Genomic DNA, 26,057 nt, shown 5'->3' with positions numbered 1-26,057 from the left:
CTTGCGGGTATTGCTGATCAAGACTTCTTCGCTGGGGGATGTGGTCCACACGCTGCCGGCGCTGACCGACGCGGCGCGGGCGATTCCTGGCATCAAGTTCGATTGGGTGGTGGAAGAAGGCTTTGCCGAAATCCCCACCTGGCACCCGGCCGTGGGCAAGGTCATTGCGGTGGCGATTCGTCGCTGGCGCAAGAACCTCTGGCAAACCATCAGGAGTGGCGAGTGGCGACGCTTCAAGCAGAGCGTGCGCGCCGAGAAGTACGACCTGGTGATTGACGCCCAAGGTCTGCTGAAAAGCGCTTGGCTGACCCGCTACATCAAGGCGCCGGTGGCCGGCCTGGATAAAAATTCGGCGCGTGAGCCCCTGGCCGCGCGCTTTTATTCCCGGCGCCTGGCGGTGGCTCGCGGTCAGCATGCGGTCGAGCGCGTGCGTCAGTTATTCGCCCTGGCGCTGGGTTATGACTTGCCGCAGACCCAGGGCAGCTATGGCCTCGACATCGACCGATTGGTGGAATTGCCACGCCCTTACCCCTACGTGGTGTTCCTGCACGGCACGACGTGGGAGTCCAAGCATTGGCCTGAACTTTACTGGCGCCAGCTCACCGAGCGCATGGGGCAGTTCGGCGTGGTGGTGAAACTGCCGTGGGGCAACCCCGCCGAGAAGGCCCGGGCCGAACGCATCGCCAACGGGTTGCGCAACGCCTTGGTGCTGCCGAAGCTGAACCTTGGTGGGATGGGCAAGGTGCTTGCCGGTGCCCAGGCCTGCGTGGCTGTGGACACCGGCCTCGGCCATTTGGCCGCGGCCTTGGACGTACCGACCATTTCGCTGCTCGGCCCGACCAATCCGGTGCTGACCGGCGCCTACGGCAAGGGCCAGATTCACCTCGCCAGTGATTTCCCTTGCGCGCCGTGCATGCAGAAACAATGCACTTACTCACCGACCGCCGAAGATGCCCGGCGGTTTGACCTGAAACGCGAGCAGCCCTTGTGCTTCACGCGTCTGAACCCCGAGCGTGTTGCCAGCCACCTGAGCACGTTATTGGCTGAGGAGCCGCGCTGATGCAATTGGCTTTTGTCCTTTATAAGTACTTCCCCTTCGGTGGCCTGCAGCGTGACTTCATGCGCATCGCCCTGGAATGCCAGCGACGCGGTCACCAGATCCGTGTCTACACGCTGATCTGGGAAGGTGATGTGCCGCCCGGCTTCGAAGTACTGGTGGCGCCGGTCAAGGCGCTGTTCAATCATCGCCGCAACGAGAAGCTCAGTGCGTGGATGGAGGCCGACCTGGCCAAGCGCCCGGTGGACCGTTTGATCGGCTTCAACAAAATGCCCGGCCTGGACGTGTACTACGCCGCCGATGGCTGCTTCGAAGACAAGGCGCAGAACCTGCGCAACTCGTTGTACCGGCGCTGGGGCCGCTACCGGCATTTCGCCGAGTATGAGCGGGCTGTGTTCGCCAAGGACGCCAAGACCGATGTGCTGATGATCTCTGAAGTCCAGCAGCCACTGTTCATTAAGCACTACGGTACGCCGCTTGAGCGCTTTCACTTGCTGCCGCCGGGCATCGCCCAGGACCGGCGGCGGCCCGCCGACGCCGACGAGATCCGTGCGGCGTTCCGGGCCGAATTCGAGCTGGCCGATGACGATCTGCTGCTGGTGCAGATCGGCTCCGGGTTCAAGACCAAGGGCGTGGATCGCAGCCTCAAGGCCCTGGCCGCGCTGCCAACCGAATTGCGAAAACGCACCCGGTTGTTTGTAATCGGCCAGGATGACCCCAAGGTATTCCAACTGCAGAGCGCCGCACTGGGGCTCGGTGATAATGTGCGGTTTCTCAAGGGGCGCAGCGACATCCCGCGTTTCCTGCTGGGCGCCGACCTGTTGATCCATCCGGCGTATAACGAGAACACCGGCACGGTATTGCTCGAAGCACTGGTGGCCGGGTTGCCGGTGCTGGTCAGCGCGGTGTGTGGGTACGCCCACTACATCGCCGAAGCCGACAGTGGCCTGGTGCTGGCCGAGCCGTTCGAGCAAGCACAGCTCACCGCGTACCTGGGGCGCATGTTGAACGATGCCGATGCCCGGGCGGCCTGGAGTCGCAACGGTCTGGCCTTCGCCGAGACGGCCGACCTCTACAGCATGCCGCAGCACGCGGCCGATGTGATATTGGCGGAGCACGCACAATGAAGTTGATGCTGGCCGAACCGTTCAAGAGCCTTTGGGCCGGGCGCGATGCGTTCGCCGAAGTCGAGGCGCTCAAGGGCGAGGTCTATCGCGAACTGGAAGCCCGGCGCACCTTGCGCACGGAGGTGGACGGTCGTGGTTTTTTCGTGAAGATCCACCGTGGCATCGGTTGGGGCGAGATCTTCAAGAACCTGTTCACCGCCAAGCTGCCGGTACTCGGCGCAGGGCAGGAATGGAAAGCGATCCAGCGTTTGCAGGAAGTCGGCGTGCCGACCATGACGGCTGTCGCATACGGCGAGAAGGGTAGTAACCCGGCAGACCAGCACTCGTTCATCGTCACCGAAGAGCTGGCGCCGACCGTCAGCCTCGAAGACTTCAGCATCGACTGGGTCAAGCAACCGCCGCAACCGGCACTCAAACGTGCCCTGATCGCCGAAGTGGCGCGCATGACCGGCATGATGCACCGCGCCGGGGTCAACCATCGTGACTGCTACATTTGCCACTTCTTGCTGCATACCGACAAGCCGGTAACACCTGCCGATTTCAAACTTTCGGTGATCGACCTGCACCGTGCCCAGACCCGTCCGGCCATTACTATTCGCTGGCGCAACAAGGACCTGGCGGCGCTGTATTTCTCGGCGCTGGACATCGGCCTGACCCGGCGCGACAAGCTGCGTTTCCTCAAGGGTTATTTCCAGCAACCGCTACGGCGGATCCTTGCCGAAGAGGCTTCGCTGCTGGCCTGGCTCGAAGGCAAGGCCAACAAGTTGTATGCCCGTAAGCAGCGATACGGGGACGCGCTCTGATGTCGGGTTGGAATCTGGAGCCGGCCTACGCCGATTTGGTGCAAGATTTTGGCAGCCTCGAGGCGGTCTTCGCGCTGCAAGGGGAGCGTTTGACCCGTGATCCGTTGTCAGAGGTGATCCGGGTGCAGCGAAACGGCGTGAATTACTACGTCAAACGCTACGTCGGGGCCGGCAAAGGCTTGCGACGCTACCTGGGCAAACCGCGGGTCAAGTCCGAATGGCAGAACCTCAAGCGCTTCGCCAAATGGGGCATCCCCACCGCCGAAGTCGTGGGCTGGGGCTTGGAGCGAAATGGCGCGACCTATGCCCGCGGCGCGATGATCACCCGCGAACTGCCGCACACCGAAGACCTCTCGGCCTTGGCCGAGCGTCGCGACCCGAGGCTGGCCGACCGTGCCTGGGTCGATGGCGTGAGCCAGCAGTTGGCTGGCTACACGCGGACCATGCACGACCACCGTTTCACCCATAACGACCTGAAGTGGCGCAACCTGTTGATCGATGACCGCTCGCGGCTGTTTCTGATCGACTGTCCAAATGGGGCCTTCTGGCGTGGCTTCTGGCTCAAGTACCGTATTACCAAGGATCTGGCGTGCCTGGATAAAGTGGCCAAATACCATTTGTCGGCCACGCAGCGCCTGCGGTTCTACCTGCAATACCGCCAGTGCGACCGGCTCGATGCGTGTGACAAGAAACGCATCCGTCATGTGGTGAGATTTTTCGAGGGGCGTGAATGACTGATTTTCTGGCCGCTGAAGACCGGGCGTTGTTGCAACGTCATGGCCTGGACAGCTTCGAGGCCTTGTGGGCGCGGCAATTGGACGCGGTAGACGAACCCAATACCTCGGGTGACGGCTGGAGCAGTGTGTTCCGGCTGGACCTGGAGGGGCAGGGTTATTACCTCAAGCGCCAGAGCAATTACCTGACACGGACCTTGTCCCATCCGTTTGGCGAGCCAAGTTTCTCCCGGGAGTTTCGCAACATCAGCCGTTATCGCCAGCTGGGCATTCCCGCTCTGCAAGCGGCGTTCTATGGTCAGCGCAAGGTGAGCGGAGAGGTGCGGGCGATCCTGCTGACCCGTGCCCTGGATGGCTGGGATGACCTGGATTCGCTGGTGCAGCGCTGGTCGAGCCTGGCGGCGGTGCAGCGCACCACCATCCTCAAGGCCTGCGGTTTGCTGGTGCGGCGCCTGCATGGCATGCATCAGGTGCACGGTTGCTTCTATCCAAAACACATCTTCCTGCAAGCCACCGCTGACGGCTATCAGGCGCAATTGATCGACCTGGAAAAGACCCGGCCGCTCTTGTTCGGGCTGCGTGATCGGGTCAAGGACCTGGAGCCTTTGCTGCGTCGCGCCTCTGTCTGGAGTGATGCCGATGTGCGTCAGTTGCTGTCCAGTTATCTGGACCAGCCGCTCGACAGTGGGCTGGTCGACAACTGGGTGACCCGTCTGAACGCTCGGCGCAGCCACAAGGAAGCCCGTTGATGCATTTGTCCGAACTCAAACATGCCGGCCGCAGCCCCAGCCTGCCCCTGAGCCTGGAACTGGTCGATGCCGCCGGCCCGGCGAAGTTGCAACTGCTTTCGTTGTTGCGGGTGTTGCCGGGCCAGCGTTATGTCGGTGCTGGCGTCTGGCGTGGCCGGCCGGTGTTGGCCAAATTATTGGTGGGCAACAAGGCCGCCCGGCATTTCCAGCGAGAGCTGCAAGGCGTGCGCCTGCTGGCAGAGCAGGGGCTGACCACGCCGTTGTTGCTGGCCGATGGCCTGAAAGAGGGTGAAGGTGGCTGGTTGTTGTTCGAATTGCTTGAAGACGCCGAGAGCCTGGGGGATGCCTGGAAACAGGTCGAGCAGTTGCCATTGCTGGCCGACGAGCAGGTGGCGGTGCTGGCCGAAGCCCTAGGCGCTATCGCGCAATTGCACAGCAAAGGCCTGTGGCAGGAAGACCTGCACCTGGACAATCTGCTGCGTCATGACGGCAAGCTCTATTTGATCGACGGTGCCGGTATCCGCGCTGAAACCCCAGGGCAGCCGCTGTCGCGGCAAAAAGTATTGGAGAACCTGGGGGTGTTTTTCGCCCAGCTCCCCAAAGCCCTCCAGCCGTTCAATGAAGAACTGTTGGTGTATTACCTGCTGGGCAACGCCGAACACGCACTGCCCATGGAAGCGCTGCAAAAACAGACCGACAAAGTGTATGCCTGGCGCCTGAAGGATTTCCTCGAAAAAGTCGGGCGCGAGTGCAGCCTGTTCAGCGTGCAACGCGGGGCGTTTGGCCTGCGGGCGATCCGTCGTGATGAAGAAGCGGCCATGACGCCGGTGCTGGAACAGGCTGATGCGTTGCTCGACCAGGGCCATCTGTACAAGACCGGTGGCGCCGCTAGTGTCGGTAAAGTCGAGGCGAACGGTCGCACCTTGGTGATCAAACGCTACAACATCAAAAACTTCGCCCATTGGCTCAAGCGCTTCTGGCGCCCGAGCCGCGCCTGGCACTCCTGGCGCGAAGGTCATCGACTGACCTTCCTCGGCATCGCCACGCCCAAGCCGCTGGCGTTGTTGGAAAAGCGTTTCCTGTGGCTGCGCCGTGGTGCTTACCTGGTCACCGAACACCTGGCGGGGCCGGACATCATCGAGCGTTTCGGCCCTTACGTGCAAAACGGTGACGCGCCCGAGGCCGAGTTGCTGGCACTGGATCGGTTGTTCGCCGACCTGATCCGCGAACGCATCAGCCATGGCGACTTCAAGGGCCACAACCTGTTCTGGCAGCACGACCGCTGGGCGCTGATCGATCTCGACTCCATGTGCCAACACCGCACTCTGGCCAGCTTTGCCCCGGCCTACGCCCGGGATCGCGCGCGGTTCATGCGCAATTGGTCGCAGGACAGTGCGCTGTATCGGGTGATCGATGGGCGGTTGCCCAAGGATGTCGATAGCACGCCATCTGTCTTGTAAACGGTCACCGTGGCGAGGGAGCTTGCGCCCGGAGGAGCTGTGTAGGAACTGTCGAGTGCAACGAGGCTGCGATCTTTCCCCAGACAATTGAGTCCCAAGCGAAAGATCAAAAGATCGTCCGAACGCGGCCCGAGCCTTCGCCAGCTCCTACAGAGCCGAGCGGGAGCAAGCTCCCTCGCCACGGACCGCGTACACCTTCAGGCCGAGAAAGGGGCGGATTCAGGTGTGAAATGCACCACCGCTACAGGGATGCTGACCGCGCTACGGGGAGGAAGCTTTGGGGGGAGTTGCGCTCCAGAAAGCGAAAAGCCCCGATGAAACTCACCGAGGCGTAGACGCCGACCGGGATCCCCCAGTCCATTTGGGCGAAGCCTATGTTGGTAACCATTAGCTGCCAATGGACATGCAATGGGTAACTCGCCACGAGCTTGCCGCTTGCAGCTAGAGGCTTGCTGCCGCTTTTACGCTATAATCCCGCCCTTTAGCTGCCCCACACCCTTGGTGCGCGGCACATCCATTTTTTGCGGCGCTTGGCGCCCGTATGCAGACATAAGAGGCTAGACCCTGTGGCATTGACGATTCTTGGCCTGTCCGGCGCCCTTAGCCATGATCCTTCCGCTGCGCTGTACATTGACGGCAAGCTGATCGCGGCGGCCGAGGAAGAGCGTTTCGTACGCGATAAACATGCAAAGAACCGCATGCCCTACGAATCGGCGAAGTTCTGCCTGGAACAGGCCGGTATCAAGCCTTCCGACGTCGATGTGGTGGCGATCCCGTTCGCCCCGATCAGCCTGTTTGGCGAAGCGCGCTGGCACTACGCCAAGCGTTACTGGTACGCCCCTGACCGCGCCCTCGACGCGATCCTGATGGGCAACCGTCGCTACAAGCGCTATCGCCGCAAGATCGTCTGGTGCCTGGAGCAACTGGGCTTCGATCCGAAAAAAATCAAGATCGAACCGGTTGAGCATCACCTGGCCCACGCCTCCAGCGCCTACCACTGCTCGGGCTTTCAGGAGAAAACCGCAATCCTGGGTATCGACGGCAAGGGCGAATACGCCACGACCTTCTTTGGCTACGGCGAAAACGGCAAGATCCACAAGATCAAGGAATTCTTCGACCCGGACTCCCTGGGCGGCCTGTACGGCGCGATCACCGAGTTCCTCGGTTTTGAAATGCTCGACGGTGAGTTCAAGGTCATGGGCATGGCGCCTTACGGCGATGCCACCAAGTACGACTTCTCGCGCCTGGCCTCTTTTGAAAATGGCGAACTGGTGATCAACACCGACTACGCCAACGTGATCGGCCTGCGTCGCTATAAAGAGAAGGGCAAGGGTTTCTACTTCTCGCCGAAGTTGATCGAATGGCTCGGCCCGAAACGTGAAGGCGACATCGCCGACGAGCCGTACATTCACTACGCGGCGAGCATGCAAGCGCTGTTCGAGAAGCTCGCGCTGCAAATGATCGACCACTACCTGGGCGACGTGCTCAAGGAAACCGGCAAGCTGGCCTTCGCCGGCGGCTGCGCGTTGAACGTCAAGCTGAACCAGAAAATCATCGCCCGTGACGACGTCAAGGAGCTGTTCGTGCAACCGGCTTCCGGCGACGCCGGTACGGCGGTGGGTGCGGCGGCTTATGTGTCCCACGCCCGTGGCGTGCCGGTCGAGAAGATGGAACACGTCTACCTCGGCCCGGCCTACAGCAACGAAGACGTGATCGCTGCGTGCGCCCGTCATCCGAGCAAGCCTGCGTGGCGCAAGATCGACAACACCCCCGAGCGCATTGCCAAGATCATGGTCGATGGCAACCCCGTGGCCTGGTTCCAGGGGCGCATGGAGTTTGGCCCGCGTGCCTTGGGCGGCCGTTCGATCATCGGGTGCCCAAGCGCCAGCGGCGTGGCCGATCGGATCAACGAACAAATCAAGTTCCGCGAGCGCTGGAGGCCTTTCTGCCCGTCGATGCTCGACACCGTTGCGCCGCAGATGATCAAGGTCGACCACCCTGCGCCGTTCATGACCTTCACCTTCGAAGTGGCCGAGGAATGGAAAACCCGCGTGCCGGAAGTCGTCCATGAAGACGGCACCTCCCGGGCCCAGGTGCTCAAGCGCGAATACAACCCGCGCTACTACGACATGATGAAGGCCCTGGAAGTCCTGACCGGCAACGGCGTGTCGCTGAACACCTCGCTCAACCGTCGTGGTGAACCGATGATCTGCTCGCCGACCGATGCGCTGAACATGTTCTTCGGTTCCGACCTGCAGTACCTGATCATGGAAGACATCCTGGTGGTCAAAGACGGCGTGGACGCTTATGACACGCTCGGCTGAGCGACATGTGCTGCAGTTCTGCCACGGTTATGACGGGCCGTTCCTGGACTGCGCCCGTCAGTATGCGAGTCTGTTCGCGGGCACTGGCTATCGCGTGACCACGGTGTTCCTCACCGGGGTGGCGGATGCGCAAGTCGCTGCCGCTTGCGCCTCGGACGAGGTGCTGTTCATGGAGTACAGCTCCAGTGCCATTCGTGGCCTGAAGCTGGGCGCCATCGGCGACCTGCGCAAGATTGCCGCCTCACGCAATTTCAGTTTCTGCATTGCTCATCGCTTCAAGCCGATCTACATCGCCCTGATCGGCACCCGCTTGCCGGTGATCGGCGTGCATCATGCCTTCGATGACTACCAACGGCGTACCCGCCGGCTGTTCGCTCAGGTGTTTCGTAAACGCCTGAGCCTGCTCGGGGTTTCCGATGCGGTGCGTGACGACATGCGCCGCTGCTTGCCGAAATGGCCGGCTGCCCGGATCCAGACCCTCTACAACCGCATCGACCTCGATGCCACGCAGGCCAGCCTGGTTTCTCGGGAGGAGGCGCGGCACACCCTGGGGCTGGACGCGCATGCCTGGATTGTCGGCAATGTCGGCCGCCTGCATCCGGACAAGGACCAGGCCACCTTGTTGCGCGGTTTTGCTGCGGCGCTGGCGTATCTGCCAGCCAACAGCCAGTTGGCGATTCTCGGCAAGGGCCGTCTGGAGCAGGACCTCCGGGCATTGGCACTGGAATTGGGCATCGCCGACCGCGTGCTGTTGCTCGGCCAGGTGCCCGAGGCGCGCCGTTATTTCCGCGCGTTCGATGTCTTTGCCCTGAGCTCCGACCATGAGCCGTTCGGCATGGTGCTGCTCGAAGCCATGGCTGCCGGCGTTCCGTTGCTGGCCACTGCTTGCGGTGGTGCCAGGGAGGTGGTCGAAGGCGTCGGCATCCTGTTTCCGCAGGGTGACGCCGAGCACATGGCCCAGGGCTTGCAACACCTGGCGGCCATGGACGATCTGCAGCGTCGCCAATGCGCCGAGCTGATGCTCGACCGCTTGCGCGAAAGCTTCTCGGATCGTGCCGTACGCGAGGCATTCTGGCGTTTGCCCCAAGTCACCGAACTGGCGCAGAGGGCCTGATGTTCAATCGATTCCAAGGCTGGCGTGAGCGCGGCTGGACCGCCGTTGACGCGTCGATTTATGCCCAGGCCTGGCAGCGTTTTGGCGGCAGTGTGGCGACCCATCCCCTGGTGGTCGAGCGTCTGGCGGCCCTGGCAGGGATTCCCGTGCGTTACCTGGCATTCGAGCAAGGTGGCGAGCTCAAGGCGGCCATACCCACCTGGGGCCGTGACCTGGCGTTGTCCAAAGACGTGCTCAAGCGCAGCGGCAAGAAGGGGTTGTTCGACCTGGGCAATGCCGAACTGATCCTGCCGGCAGCGTCGGATGCACAAGCGCCGTTGCGTCATCGTGGGCGTTACCTGTCGGCCCTCAACGAGGGGCGCTTCAGTGGCTTGAAGTTGCAGCAGGAACAACTGGCCATGGCCCGCACGCCGGAAGAACTGTCCAAGAAGTTCCGCTACAACCAGCGTCGTGAACTGCGCTTGCTGGAAGAGGCGGGCGGGGTGGTACGGCCGGTCGGCGAGTTTTCCAGCGTCGAGCTGGCCTCAATCTACTGCGACCTGTTCCTGCGTCGCTGGGGCTTTGCGGCTACCGGTGCCGAGCGCATGGGCGAGGTGATCGAGTTGCTGCGTGAATGGCTGATCGGTTCGGTGATCTTCCTCAACGATGCGCCGATTGCCATCCAATTGGTGTATCGCGTCGAAGCGCCCGAGTGGATCAGCGTCGAGTACATCAACGGTGGCGTCGACCCGCAGACTCGCGAATTCAGCCCCGGCAGTGTGTTGAGCTTTCTCAACACTCAAAGCGCCTGGGAACATGCCCGTGCCGCTGGCAAGCCGTTGCGTTTTTCGTTCGGCCGGGCGGACCGGGAGTACAAGGACCGTTGGTGCAACCCCGTGCCGGTGTTTACCGTATGAACCCACCGATCAGTCGCAAGCAACAGTTGCTAAGGCGCCACCGTCGCAACAAGCGCGTGGGGTTGCTGCTCGCCCTCATCGTGCTGGTCTTGCTGGGTGTGGCAGTGGCCTGGTGGCTGCCACTGGTGTTGGCGGTATTGGGCTGGATCGCCCATGAGGCGTGGTTCGCCGATCATCTGTTCTATTCACCCAGGGATGATTACCAGTACAGCTTCCCGCCGTTCACCCAGCAACCCAAGGTGCACCTCAATGCCGGACGGCTGCGGCTGGACGAAGGCGTGATTCTGGACGATGGCGCGACGTTAATTCTCGCGTTGCGGGTCAAGAGTACCTGGCTGGGGCGCTTCATCGACCCGGTTGTCGAATTGTTGGGCGGCGAAAGGGACCAGCAGACTTTCGAGCGCGGGGTCAACGGCCTGCGCTATCTCAATCTCAGCGAGCAGGGACCGGCGTTGTCCCGGGGTGAGCTGCGCCTGCGCGGGCGCCATTGCCGTTTGCTGGGCGAGCCGACGCTATGGTCCTTCACGCCGCCGCAAGTGCAGCGCCAGCGGGTGATGGTCATCGCTCCCCACGCCGACGATGCGGAACTGGCCGCCTACGGTTTGTACAGCCAGGCTGACGAAGCTTGGATCGTCACGCTGACCGCCGGTGAAATCGAAGCCGAACATTATCGACAGATGGGCTTGGACCGCGTCGAAGCTGCGCGGCTCAAGGGCCGTTTGCGCGCCTGGGACAGCATTGCCGTACCGCGTTGGGCCGGGGTGCCTGAAGCGCACTGTGTGCAGTTGGGGTACTTCTGCCTGCAACTGGCCGCCATGCAAGCTGCGCCGAACCAACCACAAGGTTCTCGCGAGGCTGACCTGAGCGATACCCGGCTGTTCCGTCAGTTGAACCCGTTCCACCTGCCCGGCGATGCCGACGGCGCGCCGACCTGGAACAACCTGTTGGCGGACCTGCGCGAACTGCTGCTCAAGGCGCGTCCCGAGGTCATTGTGTTGCCGCATCCGACCCTTGATCCGCACCCCGACCATCTCTGCGCCCATCATGCCGTCCTCCAAGCCCTCGAAGGCCTGGAGTGGCAGCCAACCACGCTGTTGGGCTACGCCAATCACCTGCATGACAATGACCGTTGGCCCATGGGTGATGCAGGCGCGGGCATTGCGTTGCCGCCATCGTTCGAACCGACCCTGCCGATGCAGCCTGTCAGCTTGCCGCTGGCGTTGCCCGCACAGCTCGACAAGGCCATGGCGCTGGGCATGATGCACGATCTGCAACCGCGCGCGCTGTTCAAGCGTCGCCTGCGCCGTGGTATCCAGCGTCTGCTGGCCGGGCGTACCGGCTCGGTGTATGGCGAGAACGATTTTTTTCGCAAGGCTGTGCGTCGCCATGAACTGTTCTGGCGGTTGTAGGGGCCCAAGGTGGGGCGTGTTTGCGCTACGGCGCTGGCAGGCCCCCGGATATTTATCAAGTCGTTCGGTGCCGCAAGGAAAACGATGAAAGTTCTGTTTCTGGTGCAGAAAGAACAGCGGGCCATCCTGGACCGGCTCTATGACGGTGTGGCGGCTCATTGCGAGTGCGATTTGCGCTGGCTCGACAGCAAGGAACAACGCAACCTGCGGGCATATTTCCGTCGCCATGTGGACGTATCGCGTTATGACCGGATCGTGTTTTTCCTGCGTTTCAAGCAGGAGATTCGCCAGGCCGGTTTCATTCGCACGATCCCTAATCTGGTGATTCTCGAACACGATGCCTACCAGAATTACATTCCGTGCAAATACACGGGTAAATTCAGCGCACATTACCGTCGCCTGCCCTGGGTACGGGTGATCAGTTCCGGCTTCATGGTGACCGAACGTCTGCGTGGCGAAGGTTTCGATGCGGTTTTCGTGCCCAAGGGCTACGATCAGTCGTTATTGCAGGATCAGGGCCGTGAGCGGGACATCGAGTTGGCGTTTGTGGGCAGCACCAACAGCGTTGCCTACAGCGGTCGCAAGGCGCTGCTTGATGAGTTGGGCCGGGTTGAGCCGCTGGTAGTGACCCGGACCAAGTCCGGTGAAGAGTATTGCGAGACCCTAAACCGTATCCGTTTTTTCGTCAGTGCCGACGTGGGCATGGGCGAATTCATGATCAAGAACTTCGAAACCATGGCCTGCGGCTGTGTGCTGCTGGCGTTCGATCAGGGCATCGAGGAGGCGCGTGCGTTGGGGCTGCAGGACATGCACAACGTGGTGCTGTACCGTGACATCCCGCAACTCCAGGAAAAGCTTTCCCGGTTGCGCGCCGACCCCGAGCTGGCACGCAGTGTGGCGCACAACGGCCAGAAGCTGGCCCTGGAACAGTTCAGTTTCGCGCGCATCGGACAGAAAATCGTTGAAGCGCTGGAGCCGCCGCTGCGGCCTCGAGCCCCGCTGAATCTGCTGGAAACATTGCGCCTGAAGTTGGGCGTGTAACAAGAACCGTTGAGCCATCCGGTGTCAGATGGCGTTTGACTAGATGGTATTTCAGTGCAGTTTTCCGACGATAGTGACATTACCCTGGTGGTCACCAGTTGCGGCCGGCTCGATCTGCTCAAGCAGACCCTGGAGAGCTTCGACCGTTTCAATACGGCGCCGATCCGTGAGGTCTGCATTACCGAAGATGCTGGCGATGAAGGCGTGCATTCGGTCATTCCCGCTCATTGGAAGGACCGCACGACCGCCTTCGTCAATCGACCGAAGCTGGGGCAGTTGGCTTCGATCGACTTGGCGTACGAGCACGTCAAGACGCCTTATATCTTTCACTGCGAAGATGACTGGGCGTTCTATCGCCCGGGCTTCGTGGAAGACTCGCGCACGATCCTTGAGCAGCGACCGGATGTTCTTCAGGTGTGGTTGCGCAACTATGTCTACGATTTGTGCGTACACAGCCCTTACATTCGCCTGGGCGAGCGTGAAGTCATCGGCGGCGTACCTTGTTATCCGCTGATTTCGGACAAGCCCGAATGGCAAAGCTTCTCTCTCAATCCTGGCCTGCGACGCTTGAAAGAGTATCGGCTTTGCGCCCCCTACGCCGGTTTCGGTGGTGAAAAGGCCTTGTCGCTGCGTTACGCCCAGTTGAACTTGACGGCGGTCACGCTCGAAGGGGATGCTGTTTTGCATACCGGATTCGGAGTGCATGTGGAAGTGCCTGTGGAGCGCCAGCGCAAGGCCCGCCGCAAGCGCCGCGAGCAGGTCAAGTTGTCCTTGGTCCTCTTGCTCGGGGTCTGCATTGGCTGGCTTATGAACTACTGAATGCCGCGAAGCATGAATCCTGGTCCGCGATAAAAGGTTTGCTGCTCGATGAGCATTATCAATGTCATGTGGGCGGGCGGTGCGCCGTTCGCCTCGATACACAAGGTCCACAATCAGATTCTCTCGCGGATGGAACCAGCGATGCCTGTCAAGACATGGCTCTTGCAGGGGGCGGCGGCTGCTTGTCAGGTGGACGTCGGCTCGGCGCTTGAGTGGAATATGACCTCGGCCCGGCTCAAGGGGCGACATGTCTGGCGCTTACTCAAACCCCTGATGCACAGTCGCTTTCGCCAGGCGTTGCTCGATAGCGATGCGCGCGTGGTATTGCTCGATGGCATCGGCGTGGCCCGTACCTTGTTACCGGTTCTCAAGGATATGCCGCAGATCCGCGTGGTGGTGATTTTCCATGGTGTGACCCGGCTAAATCCCGCCGGCCGCGAGCTATTGCGCGGCTTCCCTGCATCACGCCTGAGCCTGGCGGCGGTCTCCCAGACCTTGGCAATGTCACTCCAGGACGAGTTGGGCATCCAAGTCACTGCGCTGCGTAGCGCGTTCGATCCGACGGCCTTCCAGTCTGCCCTGTTGTCTCGCGAAGAGGCACGGGCCCGCTTGGGACTGTCTGGCACAGAAACGCGGGTCTTTGGTGCCGTAGGACGGTTGGTGGACAGCAAGGGGTTCGCCTGTCTGTTGGAGGCCTTTGGCCGGGCGGCGGCGAACCATTCCGATTGGCGCCTGGTGATTGTCGGTGAGGGGCCGAGGCGCGAGGCGCTGCAAGCGCGGATCGCCCGGCCGGATCTGGTCGACAAGGTGTTGCTGATAGGGCATCTGGAAGAGATCGCGACGCTCTACCGGGCATTTGACTGGGTGCTGATCCCGTCCCTGGACGAGGGCCTTGGCCTGACTCTTCAGGAGGCTGTCCTGGCTCGTGTCCCGGTGTTGGCCAGCGAACTGGCGGTCTTTCGTGAACAGTTGGGTGACGCCGGTTGGTACGTGGCGCCCAACGATGAAAGCGGTTGGAGCGAGACCATCGAACGAGCGGCGCAGGTTCCGGCCGAGACGGTCGCCGCAGCCCAGTACCTGGCACTGGCTCCGGACGAGGCCTGGTCGAGCTTCAGCCAGGTCGCCCGGCAGTTGATCTCAGGCAGCCAGTAGGGCGTTTTCCAATGCTTGCATCGGAAAGCTCCCGTTCAGGTTCTCTCGGGCAATATAACGAGCGAAATGCTGTAAGTTGCGACGTGCCAGATAGCGTGGCAGCGGTGAGCGCAGGAAGCGCATGTCGGCCACATCGATCAGGCCCAGTTGGTTTTCGGGCGTGACGACGATGTTGCCCAAGTGCAGCGAGCGAAAATAGATACCGCTGGCATGCAGGCTGCGGATCAGCTCGACCAGCGCAGGAAGGGTATGCTGCCAGCTGAAGTTTTCCTGATTCGATAATTGACGCAGGGTTTTACCGGGGAGCGGTCGATACAGTACGGCGGTCATGCCGGGTTTTTCCAGCGTATAGAAGGCCAGTACGTCGAGGGTTGGTACGCCGAGCTTCTGCAGGCGGGCCGCATTGTTGATGAAGCGTACTGAATAAGGCCTTAGCAGGGCCGAAGAAAAAAGCCGCTTGCGGCGAAACAGCTTGAGGATATTCCCATCCTGCAGCAGATAGACTTTTGGGCCGTAGCTGTCGGCCTCCAGAATGCTGGCGCCTTCAATCAATTGATTCAAAGCGGCTTGGGGAAGCCGTGAGGATTGCATCGTAGGGAAACCTTGTTGAAAGAACCGGTGCCGTGGCGGGCCATGATGCCCAAAAGTTTTTGTTTTCACCATGCCGGTTTGGCTGGTAGGCCGTTTAGGAGCGTTATATGCAGGCAACACGTTGGGCGCAGGGCTGGATGGCCTTTGGCTTGTTATGGTTCTTGCTGGCGATAGCCCTGGCGCCGAGCAACAAGATTTATCAACAGGGGTTGGTTGCACTTGTCTGGCTGCCGGTGATCGTTTTCGCCTGGCCGGCTCGTCATCGCCTGATTGAATTGTGGCGTGCCCAGCGCGTGATTTACACGGCGTTGCTGGCGTTGATGGCCTGGGCCTTGGTAACGCTGGCCTGGGCCGAGGTGGCAGAGCCTGCCCGCGAAGCCAAGCGATTGCTCTACATCCTGGCGTTCCTGTTGTTTTTCCCGATCTTTGCCGATGGCAAGCCCGAACGCGTGATTCGTATCATGCAATGGGGTGGCCTGGGGATTGCGCTGACGGCCTTGATGGCCATCATTCATTTCTACGGATATGAGAACCAACGCTGGGCTGCACGCCTGGAAGGGCTGGGTGAGTTGTCCCACCCGATTCTCGGCGGTTATGTGATCGGATTGGCGGCGATCTGGATGCTGCACTGGATGCCGCGCCGTATCGGGTTGCAAGTGCTTTGGGCGGTGGCGCTGGGGCTGTTGGCGGCTTTCGTCGTGGCGAGCCAGAGTCGCGGCGCCGCACTGGCCTTGCTGCTCAGCGTACTGGCCATGCCGATCTACTGTCGGGACCAGCGGTCCTGGATTATCGCCGCCACGGCACTAGTGCTGGCGATGCTGACCTTCTGGTTGCTCGAACCGCTGGTCATGGCGCGCGGTGCTTCCTATCGGCCCGAGATTCTCATGTCGAGCCTGCACATGATTGCCGAACGCCCATGGGGCGGTCTTGGCGTGTCGGCTGACTACCGGATCGCCGTCCACGGCCTAAAATTTGATCATGCCCACAACCTGTTCAGCCATGTCACCATCCAACTCGGACTGCCGGGACTGCTGCTGTGGTGCATCGTCTGGTTCGCTGTGTTGTGCGAAGCCTGGCGCGCCCGGGAAAGCCTGCTGGGCCGTGGCGTGCTCGGCATTTGGGTGTTTTCGTTCCTGGCGATGCAGTTCGACGCCGCGAGCCTGACCGGAACCCCTCGCGCCGAATGGTTCATTACCTGGTTGCCGATAGGCCTTGCCGGCGTTTTGACCTGGGCGCGGGCCAATTCCGGTGGCTGTGATAAAATTCCGCGTTCTTCTTAACCAGTGAGCCCGACGATGAGTGACGCACCGCCCAAAGCGGAACAGGATTCCAGCCTGAAGATCTATTTTCGGCTGCTGGGATACGTCAAACCCTACGCGGGCATTTTCCTGCTGAGTATCGTGGGGTTCGTGATCTTTGCTTCGACCCAGCCCATGCTGGCCGGGATTCTCAAATATTTTGTCGACGGCTTGAGCAACCCCGATGCGGTGCTCTTTCCCACCGTGCCGTACCTCAAGGACTTGAAACTGCTCATGGCGGTGCCGCTGCTGATCATCCTGATCGCGGCCTGGCAGGGCCTGGGGTCTTTCCTGGGTAATTATTACTTGGCCAGGGTGTCCCTGGGGCTGGTGCATGACCTGCGGATCGAGTTGTTCAATAAGTTGTTGGTGCTGCCCAACCGCTACTTCGACACCCATAACTCCGGCCACTTGATTTCCCGCATCACTTTCAATGTGACCATGGTCACCGGTGCGGCCACCGACGCCATCAAGGTGGTGATCCGTGAAGGCCTCACCGTGGTTTTCCTCTTCGCCTACCTGGTGTGGATGAACTGGAAACTGACTCTGGTGATGTTGGCGATCCTGCCACTGATCGCGGTCATGGTCAGCAGCACCAGCAAGAAATTCCGCAAGCAAAGCAAAAAGATCCAGGTGGCCATGGGTGACGTGACCCACGTTGCCTCCGAGACCATCCAGGGCTACCGCGTGGTACGCAGTTTCGGCGGCGAGGCCTATGAAGAGCAGCGCTTTGCCAGCGCCAGCCAGGGCAATACCGACAAGCAATTGCGCATGACTCGAACCGGGGCGGTCTATACGCCGATGCTGCAGCTGGTGATCTACACCGCCATGGCGGCCCTGATGTTCCTGGTGCTGTTCCTGCGCGGTGACGCAACGGCCGGTGACTTGGTGGCCTACATCACGGCGGCTGGCTTGCTGCCCAAGCCGATTCGCCAACTCTCGGAAGTCAGCTCCACCATCCAGAAAGGCGTGGCCGGTGCCGAGAGTATCTTCGAACAACTGGATGTCGAGCCGGAAGTCGATACGGGGACAGTCGAGCAGGAGCGGGTCAGTGGTCGTCTCGATGTGCGCAATCTGAGCTTCACCTACCCGGGCGCTGACCGCGAGGTGCTCAAGGACATCAGCTTCACGGCAGCCCCCGGGCAGATGATTGCGCTGGTGGGGCGTTCGGGCAGTGGCAAGTCGACCCTGGCCAGCCTTATCCCGCGTTTCTATCACCATGAGGTCGGCCAGATCCTGCTCGACGACGTGGAAATCGAAGACTACCGCCTGCGTAACCTGCGGCGTCATGTCGCCCAGGTGACCCAGCATGTGACGCTGTTCAATGACACGGTCGCCAACAATATCGCTTACGGCGATCTGGTCGGTGCGCCACGGGCGGACATTGAAAAGGCGGCCCGGGATGCCTATGCCATGGACTTCATCGAGCAGTTGCCCAATGGCCTGGACACCGAAGTGGGTGAAAACGGCGTGCTGCTGTCCGGTGGCCAGCGCCAACGCCTGGCGATTGCCAGGGCCTTGTTGAAGAACGCGCCGCTGCTGATCCTCGACGAGGCCACCTCGGCGCTGGACACCGAGTCCGAGCGGCATATCCAGGCCGCGCTCGATCAAGTCATGAAAGGCCGTACGACCCTGGTCATCGCCCACCGTCTGTCGACCATCGAAAAAGCCGACATGATTTTGGTGATGGATCAAGGCCGCATTGTTGAACGGGGCACCCATGCCGAGCTCCTGGCGCAGAACGGTTACTACGCGCGTCTTCATGCCATGGGGCTGGACGCTCCCGCCCAGAATATCGCCTGAGTCCGGCCTCCAGGCGCTGATAGCCGGCCCGTTTCTCTCGGCCGGCTTAGATCAACTGTGCGAGCTTGCTCCACTAGGGTTTGTATCGAAAGCCTTACTTGTCTTGACCAATCCACAATAAACCCGTGACCCGTGACTGCTAAGGTTTGGCTACAGGATTCTTCCTGAACCAATTCCAGTCATCGAGGGGGCCATCCCTCCCGCAGGGGTGCTTGAATGCTGCAACGCTATCTCTGGAAGCTACTGCCCAAGTCGCAGCGCTCCTTTCTGTTGGGACGCTTGTCGGTTGTCGACCGCCAGGTCGTGAATAAATCGATGTCGGCCAATTGCCGTTTCCCCGAGGCTTTTGCCCAGCGCGCCTGCCTGTTCATCCATGTACCTAAATGCGCCGGCAGCAGTGTTTGCGTGGGGCTTTTCGATGGGTACAGTCCGGGCCACTTGCCGCTGTATTGGTACGAGGAGCAGTTTGCGCAGCAGTACGCCGCCAGTTTCAAGTTTGCTTTTGTCCGCGATCCGCTGGAACGTGCGTATTCAGCCTATGCTTTCCTGCGGGGCAACACGTTGGGGCCGCGTGACCATGCGGCGCAGGAAATGGTGGGCCAATACCGCGACTTCGACGATTTCGTCGCACGGTGGCTGCACCCGGAAAACACCACCCGGCAATTGCATTTCGCGGCCCAAACGGATTTCCTCACCGACTCCCTCGGCCACCTGACGATGAACTTCATCGGTTATCAGGAATATCTGGAGCGGGACTATCAGCGGGTGTGCGAGCACCTGGGGGTGGTCGCGGCGTTGCCCCATGTGAACCACAGCTGGCAACGCTCTACGGTGCCGGTCAGGGATATTTGCTCGGTGCGGACCCGTCGGCTGGTGCGGCGGGTATACCAACGTGATTACGAGATGCTTGGTTATGAATGAAACGTCCAACCTATCGATGCAGCAGGCACCGATTCGTCCTTATGCACAGGCGCTTACGCCAGCGGATCGGGCAGCTATCAAAGCCCAGCGCCCACGCTGCATCTGGCTGACGGGGCTGTCGGGGGCGGGCAAGTCGACACTGGCCAATGCCTTGGAAGTCCAGCTCAACCAACAGGGTTTGCACACGTCCCTGCTCGATGGCGACAACCTGCGCCAGGGGTTGTGCCGGGGGCTGGGCATGGATGCCGAGGCCCGCAAGGAAAATATCCGTCGTATTGCCGAGGTGGCGCGCTTGATGGTCGACGCCGGACTGGTCGTCATCGTAGCGGCCATCTCGCCGTTTCGCGCCGACCGGGAGGCCGCCCGACAGTTATTTCCCGAGGGCACCTTCGTGGAAGTCTATGTGAGCACACCCTTCGACGTCTGTGCCGAGCGTGACCCCAAGGGGCTGTACCGAGAAGCCCGTGCGGGGCGGATCAAAAACTTCACCGGACTCGACAGCCCTTACGAGGCGCCACTTGCGCCGGACTGCGCGATCGACACCAGCGAGGTTGAGCTGGCCCAGGCCTGTGCGCGGCTATCGGCGTTGCTGCAAATCTGATCGAGCCAGCGTCCTGGCCTCGCGTTGCAGCCATGGACAAGCCTTCGCCAACCCTGTGCTAATATCGCGCCCCTGTTCATTTTGTATGTGGGATGCTCCATGAAGTTGTCCATGCCGCGATTCGATCAAGCCCCTGTATTGGTGGTCGGCGATGTCATGCTCGACCGCTACTGGCATGGCGGTACCTCACGGATTTCCCCTGAGGCGCCGGTGCCGGTGGTCAAGGTCGAGCACATCGAGGATCGCCCCGGTGGTGCCGCCAACGTTGCCCTGAACATCGCCGCCCTCGGTGCGCCGGCTTCCCTGGTGGGGGTGACCGGCGACGACGAGGCTGCCGACAGTCTGACCAACAGCCTCAAGGGCGCGGGGGTGCGGGCAATATTCCAGCGCATTGCGCACCAGCCGACCATCGTCAAGCTGCGGGTCATGAGCCGTCACCAACAGTTGCTGCGAATCGATTTCGAAGAACCGTTCGCCACTGATCCCCTGGCCCTTGGTGCCGAGGTTGATCACCTGCTCGAAGGCATCAAGGTGCTGGTGTTGTCGGACTACGGCAAAGGTGCGTTGAAAAATCACCAGATGCTGATCCAGGCTGCTCGTGCCCGTGGCATTCCGGTCGTGGCCGACCCCAAGGGCAAGGATTTTTCCATCTACCGTGGTGCGAGCCTGATCACGCCGAACCTCAGCGAGTTTGAAACCATCGTCGGCGGTTGCGTCGATGAGCACGACTTGGTGAATAAAGGCGCACAGCTGATGCAAGACCTCGAACTCGGTGCCTTGCTGGTGACCCGAGGCGAGCATGGCATGACGCTGCTGCGCCCCGACCACCCAGCGTTGCACCTGCCGGCCCGTGCCCGGGAAGTGTTCGACGTGACGGGGGCTGGCGACACCGTGATTTCCACCTTGGCCGCGGCGATCGCTGCCGGCGAGGAATTGCCCCATGCGGTCGCCCTGGCGAACCTGGCGGCAGGCATTGTCGTCGGCAAGCTCGGCACGGCGGCTATCAGCGCCCCCGAGCTGCGCCGCGCCATCCAGCGCGAGGAAGGCTCCGAGCGAGGTGTGCTGGGCCTGGAACAACTGCTGTTGGCCGTTGACGACGCCCGTGCCCACAACGAAAGAATCGTGTTCACCAACGGTTGCTTCGACATTTTGCACGCCGGCCACGTGACCTACCTTGAGCAGGCCAGGGCCCAAGGCGATCGTCTGATCGTCGCGGTCAATGACGATGCGTCTGTCAGCCGTCTCAAGGGGCCTGGGCGCCCGATCAACAGCGTCGACCGGCGCATGGCGGTCCTGGCCGGCTTGGGTGCGGTGGATTGGGTGATCAGCTTCAGCGAGGGCACGCCGGAAAACCTGCTGTGCCAGGTCAAGCCGGATGTGCTGGTCAAGGGCGGTGACTACGGCATCGACCAGGTCGTAGGCGCGGACATCGTGACCGCGTACGGCGGGACCGTGAAAGTGTTGGGGTTGGTGGAAAACAGCTCGACGACGGCGATTGTGGAAAAAATCCGCAATAACTGAGCCTGTGTACTGCAGCCAGCTTGCTTTTTGTGGTGAGGGAGCTTGCCCCCGCTGGGTTGCGCAGCAACCCCAATTTTATGGGCGTTACGCACCCAAGCGGGAGCAAGCGCCCTCGCCACAAAAGCGTTCTGAGTGGCGTGGTTCCTAACGAGTCACCTTGCGCGGCACGATCTTCTTGAGCAACTGCCGCGCCTTGCCCTTGAGCCGGGTCAGGCCCGATTCCTTGCCCGTTGGCGTCAGCCCTTGCTGGCGCAGCCAGTCCTTCCAGCGAATCCGTTCGTCGCGCACCAGCCAGCCATCCTGCCGGGCGAAACTTTCCGCCAGGTACAGGCCACGGGTGCTGGCCGGGTGCAGTTGATCCTTTTTCAAGGTGTACAGCTCGGGCAAGGGCTGCCCGTCCTGCAGCGGCATCAGGTACAGATCAGGCCGTTTGCGATCCAGGCGCGCGACCAACTGGTCGCCTTCCAGACGCTCATCGACGTGAAACAGGCTCAGGGACTTGGCCTCCTTGGGCACATCCAGGCGCAAGTCGTAGATCAATTGCAGCGATGCCGTCGGCAGGTGCACGTAGGCCCGTGGCCGCTCGATCAGTTGCAGGTTGGCGCTACGCACCGGGCGGGCCGAGCCCGACAGTGGCGTCAGCCGAAACGGCAAGGCTTCGCGGTAATGCAGCGCCGTGGCGTAGGGGGCCGGCAGCCAGGTGTCGTTGAAACGCCCGCCAAGCCAGCCTTCCGGGGTTTCCAGCAGGCATTCTTCGGCAATTTCGCTGATGGCGGTGAGCAGCGGCAGATTCAGTTCGTGGGCCGGGACGTAGCCGGAAATCAGTTTGAGCACCACATCGCCGCGATCCTGTCGCCGTTGGCGTACCAGCACCCAATAGTCACGGTTCTGCCAATGCAGGGTCAGCCGCACCGAGACGCCCAGGTTTGCCAGCTCCAGGGAAAAGCGCTCGGTATCGGCCACAGCTACAGGGCGGCGGCGCTGCAAGGTCTGGGCGAAATTCAGCGGCATCCCGACGCTCTGGTACGTCAGGCCTTCGGGTGTCGCTTCGACGAACAGGGGCAGGGTCTTGAAGTTACTCGGATTCTTTCTGATGAGCGTACGCGGCATGTCGGCTCCTTCCTTAAGGCCGCGTAGGGCGGCGTCAGTTTTTACGCAGGACCTTGGCTACGGTCGCGACGTTATGGGCGAGGTGCAGCGGATTGATGGTGCCGACAATAGCACTGGCGACCCCAGGATGCTCAAACAACAGTTCGAAGCTGGCGCGAACCGGGTCTACCCCGGGGCTCAGGCAGACGTGGCCGCTGGCCAGGGCTTTCTTCACCAGGATCGCTTTGCCATGCTCGCTGGCGTAGTCAATGACAGCCTTTTCGTTTCGTTCGTTCAGATTGTAGGTGACCATCGCACAATCGCCTTGCTCCAAGGCTTTCAAGCCGCCGTCGACGGTTTTGCCGGAAAACCCGAAGCCGCCGATCTTGCCCTCGTGCTTGAGCGCCGCCAGGGTCGGGTAGACCTCGCTGTCGTTGAGGATCGCCAGGTCGTTGCCATCCGAATGTACCAGCACCAGGTCGATATAGTCGGTTTCCAGGCGCTTGAGGCTGCGTTCCACCGAGAATCGGGTATGGGCGGCACTGAAGTCGTGGTGCGACTGGCCGTCGCTGAACTCTTCGCCGACCTTGCTGACAATCACCCAGTCCTGGCGTTGGCCACGTAGCAGCGGGCCGAGGCGCTCTTCGCTACGGCCATAGGCCGGCGCGGTGTCGATCAGGTTGATGCCCAGCTCGCGCGCCAGTTTGAGCAACATGCGCGCTTCGTCGTCATCGGGGATCTGAAAGCCGTTGGGGTATTTGACGCCTTGGTCGCGACCGAGCTTCACAGTGCCCAGGCCCAGGGGGGAGACCCGCGGGCCGTCATGGCCCAGGGGGCGATAGAGGTCATGCAGGGTCGGTTGGCTCATGGCAGCAGTTGCTCCCAGGCAGGGACGCCCATCGGCGGCTTTGGCAGGTCCGGCAGTGGGGCCGGGTGGCTTGGCTGGATGCCCTCGCGTTGCAGGGCATTGACCACCCGATCGGCGAAGTCCGGGGCCAGGGCCAGTTTGGTCGGCCAGCCCACCAGCAGGCGATCCTGCTCGGCGAGGAAGGCGTTGTCCGGGCGGGTCAGGCCCGACTGCAACGGTTCGGCGCGGTCAACGCGCAGCGTGGCCCATTGCGCGGTGCTCAGGTCAACCCAAGGCAACAATTGGCCGAGTTCTTTCTGGGCGGCGGCGATCTGGGCGGCAGGCTCGCGGGTCACGCCATCGCCTTCGGCCAGATCGCCACCCAGGTACCAGACCCATTGGCCATCGGCCGCCGGATGGGTGGTCACGGTGACGCGCGGCTTCGGTCCGCCACCCAGGCAGTGGGCATAGAGCGGCTTGAGGCTGGGGCCCTTGACCAGGACCATGTGCAATGGTCGGCGCTGCATGGCTGGCTGGTCCAGGCCCAAGGCGTTGAGCAGGTCGGCGGTGCCGCCCCCGGCGCTGAGGACAATGCGTTGCGCGCGAATTTCGCGGCCATCGACCTTAAGTCCGATCAGCTCGCCCCCTTCGCGCAGCGGTTCGATGTGTTGCCCTGCCAGCAAGCTGTCACCGGCCAGTTCCGCCAGGCGCGCGATCACGCTCGGCACGTCCACCACCAGCTCGGCCAGGCGATAGACCTTGCCCTTGAAGCGCTTGTCTTGCAGGGCCGGCGGCAACTGGTCGCCCTTGACCTGATCGACCCGCCCGCGTACGGCCTTGCTGGCAAAGAAACTGGTGATGTTGCCGGCCAGGGTGCCGGGGGACCAGAGGTAATGGGCATCGGACAGCATGCGCACGCCGGACAGGTCTAGCTCACCTTCACCTTTCAGGGCTTCGCGCCAGCGACGCGGCATGTCGGCAATGGCTTCCGAGGCGCCGGTCAAGGCGCCGTGCAAGGCGTACTTGGCGCCGCCATGGATGATGCCCTGGGATTTGACACTCTGTCCGCCGCCGAGGCTGGCGCTTTCCACCAGCACGGTCGAAAAACCCTGGCGCCGAAGGCGTGCATTCAGCCAGAGACCGGCGACGCCTGCGCCGACAATCAGAATGTCGGTGGAAATAACGGATGGCATGAGCGACCTCAGTGTTCAAGACGAGGGCGCAGTATACAGACTCGATGCAGAGGGAATTTGTTGGCGATCAACCTGTGGGAGCAAAGCGTGCTCGCGATACAGACGCCTCGGTTTGGCAGATACCGTGCGGATTTCATCGCGGGCAAGCCTTGATCCCACGCATCCTTGCTCTTTTAGTGTCCGGCGGTCTTGGAAAAGAGTTGGATCACGACAACCCCAAAAACAATCAACGCCATCCCCAACATCGCCGGCACGTCCAGTTTCTGCCCATAGATGAACAACGCCGCGACACTGACCATGACGATCCCCAGTCCGGCCCAGACCGCATAAGCCACGCCCACCGGTACGGTGCGCACCACCAGCGTCAGCATCCAGAACGCAGTGCCGTAGCCGACGATGACCAGCAGCAAAGGCAAAGGTGTGCTCAAGCCCTTGATCGCTTTCATCGAAACGGTGGCGATCACTTCGGCGCAGATGGCGATGGCCAGGTAGTAGTAGGCGTTCATGGGCGGTTCCTCTTCGACGGTTGCGTCTTTCGATGGGGCTATTCTAGAGCTCGTCCAAATGCGGTAAAGTCATTACCTATCTGTATTTGAGATAGGTTGAGCCATGAACGAGCAGTGGAACCTGGAGCAATTGCGGCTGTTTGTCGGGGTCGCCGAGAAACGTTCGTTTTCGGCCGTGGCCCGGGATCAGCGTAAGGCCCAATCGGCTATCAGCAGTGCGATTGCGTTGCTGGAGACGGATTTGGGCGTGAGCCTGTTCGAGCGCAGCAGCGGCCGTCAGCCCAGGCTCACCGACGCTGGCCAAGCCTTGCTCGAAGAGGCCAAGGAAGTGCTGCGTCAGTGCGAGCGCCTCAATGGCCGGGCCCTGGCCCTGATGCGCGGGCAGGAAGCGTCTCTGCGCCTGGCCCAGGACGAGGCCATGCCCTATCAACCGGTCATCGACAGCCTGGCGGCCCTGGCGGAGCAATTCCCCGCCCTCGAGGTGCAACTGGCCAGCGCTGCCCAAGGCGATGTGGCGCGCAAACTGGTGGAGCGCCGCGCCGACCTCGGGTTGTTGTTCTATCACGACCAGATCCCCGAGGCGCTGGAGCGCCGGGTGCTGGGCAGCGTCGAGATGGTCACGGTGTGCGGCAGGGGCCACCCCTTGGCGAACCACGCGTATGTGACCTGTCGGGAAATGGCCCGGCACCGCCAGTTGTTGATGGCGACCCAGTCCAGCGTCTACCCCGGCAGCGAGCAGGCCAGCCCCCAGGTCTGGCGGGCTGACAGCTTCTACGTGTTGGCCGAGTGGCTGAGGAGTGGCCTGGGCTGGGCCTGGCTGCCTCGGCATGTGGTGCAATACCCGGCGTACCTGGGCGACATGGTCGAGCTCAGCAGCGAATGGACTCCGCCGGCCCTGGTGGTGGAACTGGTCTGGCGCCGCGATGAACCCCTGGGCCCGGCCGCGTGTTGGCTGGCGGAACGTTTTGCCGTGCAGTTGCAGGCGATTGGCTGAAAAACCGA

Annotated in this window: 24 protein-coding genes; 19 read left to right on the top strand and 5 right to left on the bottom strand. The window is 61.7% G+C overall.

Annotation, left to right across the window (positions count from 1 at the left end; translation table 11 throughout):
• The first annotated feature begins 1 nt into the window (after position 1).
• The 13 genes from waaC to AACY31_RS01025 all read left to right on the top strand — a co-directional run bounded on the left by waaC (position 2) and on the right by AACY31_RS01025 (position 14,685).
• Positions 2–1,060 (top strand): lipopolysaccharide heptosyltransferase I, encoded by a 1,059-nt coding sequence (gene waaC / locus AACY31_RS01085; RefSeq protein WP_339478285.1) that lies wholly within the window; start codon positions 2–4, stop codon positions 1,058–1,060.
• Positions 1,060–2,184 (top strand): glycosyltransferase family 4 protein, encoded by a 1,125-nt coding sequence (locus AACY31_RS01080; protein ID WP_339478287.1) that lies wholly within the window; start codon positions 1,060–1,062, stop codon positions 2,182–2,184. Before waaC ends, AACY31_RS01080 begins: the two co-directional genes overlap by 1 nt.
• A complete protein-coding gene (gene rfaP, locus AACY31_RS01075) occupies positions 2,181–2,987 on the top strand; it encodes a lipopolysaccharide core heptose(I) kinase RfaP (RefSeq protein WP_339478290.1) in 807 nt (268 codons plus the stop codon). Before AACY31_RS01080 ends, rfaP begins: the two co-directional genes overlap by 4 nt.
• Complete coding sequence (locus tag AACY31_RS01070) at positions 2,987–3,721, top strand: lipopolysaccharide kinase InaA family protein (RefSeq protein ID WP_339478292.1); 735 nt, start codon at positions 2,987–2,989, stop codon at positions 3,719–3,721. Before rfaP ends, AACY31_RS01070 begins: the two co-directional genes overlap by 1 nt.
• Entirely contained in the window at positions 3,718–4,470 is a 753-nt protein-coding gene (locus AACY31_RS01065; protein ID WP_339503691.1) for a lipopolysaccharide kinase InaA family protein, read from the top strand. Before AACY31_RS01070 ends, AACY31_RS01065 begins: the two co-directional genes overlap by 4 nt.
• The gene (locus AACY31_RS01060; protein WP_339478296.1) at positions 4,470–5,930 is read left to right on the top strand and encodes a lipopolysaccharide kinase InaA family protein; all 1,461 of its coding nucleotides are present in this window, start codon (positions 4,470–4,472) and stop codon (positions 5,928–5,930) included. Before AACY31_RS01065 ends, AACY31_RS01060 begins: the two co-directional genes overlap by 1 nt.
• Before the next feature lie 566 nt (positions 5,931–6,496).
• The gene (locus tag AACY31_RS01055; RefSeq protein WP_003197115.1) at positions 6,497–8,254 is read left to right on the top strand and encodes a carbamoyltransferase family protein; all 1,758 of its coding nucleotides are present in this window, start codon (positions 6,497–6,499) and stop codon (positions 8,252–8,254) included.
• Positions 8,238–9,368: a glycosyltransferase gene (locus AACY31_RS01050; protein ID WP_339478297.1), complete on the top strand. Its 1,131-nt coding sequence runs from the start codon at positions 8,238–8,240 to the stop codon at positions 9,366–9,368. The genes AACY31_RS01055 and AACY31_RS01050 overlap by 17 nt, the downstream gene beginning before the upstream one ends.
• Positions 9,368–10,264, top strand: coding sequence for an antimicrobial resistance protein Mig-14 (locus AACY31_RS01045; RefSeq protein ID WP_339478298.1), 897 nt, complete (start codon positions 9,368–9,370; stop codon positions 10,262–10,264). The genes AACY31_RS01050 and AACY31_RS01045 overlap by 1 nt, the downstream gene beginning before the upstream one ends.
• Positions 10,265–10,272: 8 nt before the next feature.
• Positions 10,273–11,673, top strand: coding sequence for a PIG-L deacetylase family protein (locus AACY31_RS01040; RefSeq protein ID WP_339503816.1), 1,401 nt, complete (start codon positions 10,273–10,275; stop codon positions 11,671–11,673).
• Between the two features lie 84 nt (positions 11,674–11,757).
• Entirely contained in the window at positions 11,758–12,714 is a 957-nt protein-coding gene (locus tag AACY31_RS01035) for a glycosyltransferase family protein (protein WP_339503689.1), read from the top strand.
• A 54-nt stretch (positions 12,715–12,768) separates the two neighbouring features.
• Positions 12,769–13,533: a glycosyltransferase family 2 protein gene (locus AACY31_RS01030; protein ID WP_339503687.1), complete on the top strand. Its 765-nt coding sequence runs from the start codon at positions 12,769–12,771 to the stop codon at positions 13,531–13,533.
• 48 nt (positions 13,534–13,581) lie between these two features.
• A complete protein-coding gene (locus AACY31_RS01025; protein ID WP_339503685.1) occupies positions 13,582–14,685 on the top strand; it encodes a glycosyltransferase in 1,104 nt (367 codons plus the stop codon).
• Here AACY31_RS01025 and AACY31_RS01020 read toward each other — a convergent pair.
• Positions 14,671–15,276, bottom strand: coding sequence for a toluene tolerance protein (locus tag AACY31_RS01020; protein WP_339503814.1), 606 nt, complete (start codon positions 15,274–15,276; stop codon positions 14,671–14,673). The genes AACY31_RS01025 and AACY31_RS01020 overlap by 15 nt on opposite strands.
• A gap of 107 nt (positions 15,277–15,383) precedes the next feature.
• Here AACY31_RS01020 and AACY31_RS01015 point away from each other — a divergent pair, with 107 nt between their 5' ends.
• The 5 genes from AACY31_RS01015 (at position 15,384) to hldE (ending at position 21,420) form a co-directional block, all read left to right on the top strand.
• Entirely contained in the window at positions 15,384–16,556 is a 1,173-nt protein-coding gene (locus AACY31_RS01015; protein ID WP_339503682.1) for an O-antigen ligase family protein, read from the top strand.
• A gap of 15 nt (positions 16,557–16,571) precedes the next feature.
• Positions 16,572–18,377: a lipid A export permease/ATP-binding protein MsbA gene (msbA, locus tag AACY31_RS01010; RefSeq protein WP_339503680.1), complete on the top strand. Its 1,806-nt coding sequence runs from the start codon at positions 16,572–16,574 to the stop codon at positions 18,375–18,377.
• 216 nt (positions 18,378–18,593) lie between these two features.
• Complete coding sequence (locus AACY31_RS01005; protein ID WP_339503678.1) at positions 18,594–19,298, top strand: sulfotransferase family 2 domain-containing protein; 705 nt, start codon at positions 18,594–18,596, stop codon at positions 19,296–19,298.
• On the top strand, positions 19,291–19,899 hold the full coding sequence (gene cysC / locus AACY31_RS01000) for an adenylyl-sulfate kinase (protein ID WP_339503676.1): 609 nt from the start codon (positions 19,291–19,293) through the stop codon (positions 19,897–19,899). The genes AACY31_RS01005 and cysC overlap by 8 nt, the downstream gene beginning before the upstream one ends.
• Before the next feature lie 99 nt (positions 19,900–19,998).
• The gene (gene hldE, locus AACY31_RS00995) at positions 19,999–21,420 is read left to right on the top strand and encodes a bifunctional D-glycero-beta-D-manno-heptose-7-phosphate kinase/D-glycero-beta-D-manno-heptose 1-phosphate adenylyltransferase HldE (protein ID WP_339503674.1); all 1,422 of its coding nucleotides are present in this window, start codon (positions 19,999–20,001) and stop codon (positions 21,418–21,420) included.
• 144 nt (positions 21,421–21,564) lie between these two features.
• On the opposite strand, the gene AACY31_RS00990 is transcribed toward hldE, so the two are convergent.
• The 4 genes from AACY31_RS00990 to AACY31_RS00975 form a co-directional block, all read right to left on the bottom strand.
• On the bottom strand, positions 21,565–22,530 hold the full coding sequence (locus AACY31_RS00990; RefSeq protein ID WP_339503672.1) for a metal ABC transporter ATPase: 966 nt from the start codon (positions 22,528–22,530) through the stop codon (positions 21,565–21,567).
• Positions 22,531–22,564: 34 nt separating this feature from the next.
• The gene (locus tag AACY31_RS00985; protein ID WP_339478310.1) at positions 22,565–23,377 is read right to left on the bottom strand and encodes an aldo/keto reductase; all 813 of its coding nucleotides are present in this window, start codon (positions 23,375–23,377) and stop codon (positions 22,565–22,567) included.
• Positions 23,374–24,549, bottom strand: coding sequence for an NAD(P)/FAD-dependent oxidoreductase (locus tag AACY31_RS00980; protein ID WP_339478311.1), 1,176 nt, complete (start codon positions 24,547–24,549; stop codon positions 23,374–23,376). Before AACY31_RS00980 ends, AACY31_RS00985 begins: the two co-directional genes overlap by 4 nt.
• Positions 24,550–24,722: 173 nt before the next feature.
• A complete protein-coding gene (locus AACY31_RS00975; RefSeq protein WP_339478313.1) occupies positions 24,723–25,055 on the bottom strand; it encodes a DMT family transporter in 333 nt (110 codons plus the stop codon).
• A gap of 103 nt (positions 25,056–25,158) precedes the next feature.
• Here AACY31_RS00975 and AACY31_RS00970 point away from each other — a divergent pair, with 103 nt between their 5' ends.
• Positions 25,159–26,049 carry a LysR family transcriptional regulator gene (locus tag AACY31_RS00970; protein ID WP_339478314.1) on the top strand — a complete coding sequence of 297 codons (891 nt, stop codon included), beginning with the start codon at positions 25,159–25,161 and terminating at the stop codon, positions 26,047–26,049.
• Positions 26,050–26,057 lie beyond the last annotated feature (8 nt).

This window comes from Pseudomonas sp. RL_105y_Pfl2_101 (assembly GCF_963970585.1).
GTDB lineage: Bacteria > Pseudomonadota > Gammaproteobacteria > Pseudomonadales > Pseudomonadaceae > Aquipseudomonas.
The sequence above is the reverse complement of the archived record's forward strand: the minus strand, read 5'-3'. Positions and strand labels throughout refer to the sequence as shown.

Bases quoted from the DNA above. Each gene is read 5' to 3' on its own strand.
- AACY31_RS01080 (WP_339478287.1), top strand. From the start codon at position 1,060: ATGCAATTGGCTTTTGTCCTTTATAAGTACTTCCCCTTCGGTGGCCTG.
- rfaP (WP_339478290.1), top strand. From the start codon at position 2,181: ATGAAGTTGATGCTGGCCGAACCGTTCAAGAGCCTTTGGGCCGGGCGC.
- AACY31_RS01070 (WP_339478292.1), top strand. From the start codon at position 2,987: ATGTCGGGTTGGAATCTGGAGCCGGCCTACGCCGATTTGGTGCAAGAT.
- AACY31_RS01065 (WP_339503691.1), top strand. From the start codon at position 3,718: ATGACTGATTTTCTGGCCGCTGAAGACCGGGCGTTGTTGCAACGTCAT.
- AACY31_RS01060 (WP_339478296.1), top strand. From the start codon at position 4,470: ATGCATTTGTCCGAACTCAAACATGCCGGCCGCAGCCCCAGCCTGCCC.
- AACY31_RS01050 (WP_339478297.1), top strand. From the start codon at position 8,238: ATGACACGCTCGGCTGAGCGACATGTGCTGCAGTTCTGCCACGGTTAT.
- AACY31_RS01045 (WP_339478298.1), top strand. From the start codon at position 9,368: ATGTTCAATCGATTCCAAGGCTGGCGTGAGCGCGGCTGGACCGCCGTT.
- AACY31_RS01035 (WP_339503689.1), top strand. From the start codon at position 11,758: ATGAAAGTTCTGTTTCTGGTGCAGAAAGAACAGCGGGCCATCCTGGAC.
- AACY31_RS01025 (WP_339503685.1), top strand. From the start codon at position 13,582: ATGAGCATTATCAATGTCATGTGGGCGGGCGGTGCGCCGTTCGCCTCG.
- AACY31_RS01020 (WP_339503814.1), bottom strand. From the start codon at position 15,276: ATGCAATCCTCACGGCTTCCCCAAGCCGCTTTGAATCAATTGATTGAA.
- AACY31_RS01015 (WP_339503682.1), top strand. From the start codon at position 15,384: ATGCAGGCAACACGTTGGGCGCAGGGCTGGATGGCCTTTGGCTTGTTA.
- msbA (WP_339503680.1), top strand. From the start codon at position 16,572: ATGAGTGACGCACCGCCCAAAGCGGAACAGGATTCCAGCCTGAAGATC.
- AACY31_RS01005 (WP_339503678.1), top strand. From the start codon at position 18,594: ATGCTGCAACGCTATCTCTGGAAGCTACTGCCCAAGTCGCAGCGCTCC.
- cysC (WP_339503676.1), top strand. From the start codon at position 19,291: ATGAATGAAACGTCCAACCTATCGATGCAGCAGGCACCGATTCGTCCT.
- hldE (WP_339503674.1), top strand. From the start codon at position 19,999: ATGAAGTTGTCCATGCCGCGATTCGATCAAGCCCCTGTATTGGTGGTC.
- AACY31_RS00990 (WP_339503672.1), bottom strand. From the start codon at position 22,530: ATGCCGCGTACGCTCATCAGAAAGAATCCGAGTAACTTCAAGACCCTG.
- AACY31_RS00985 (WP_339478310.1), bottom strand. From the start codon at position 23,377: ATGAGCCAACCGACCCTGCATGACCTCTATCGCCCCCTGGGCCATGAC.
- AACY31_RS00980 (WP_339478311.1), bottom strand. From the start codon at position 24,549: ATGCCATCCGTTATTTCCACCGACATTCTGATTGTCGGCGCAGGCGTC.
- AACY31_RS00975 (WP_339478313.1), bottom strand. From the start codon at position 25,055: ATGAACGCCTACTACTACCTGGCCATCGCCATCTGCGCCGAAGTGATC.
- AACY31_RS00970 (WP_339478314.1), top strand. From the start codon at position 25,159: ATGAACGAGCAGTGGAACCTGGAGCAATTGCGGCTGTTTGTCGGGGTC.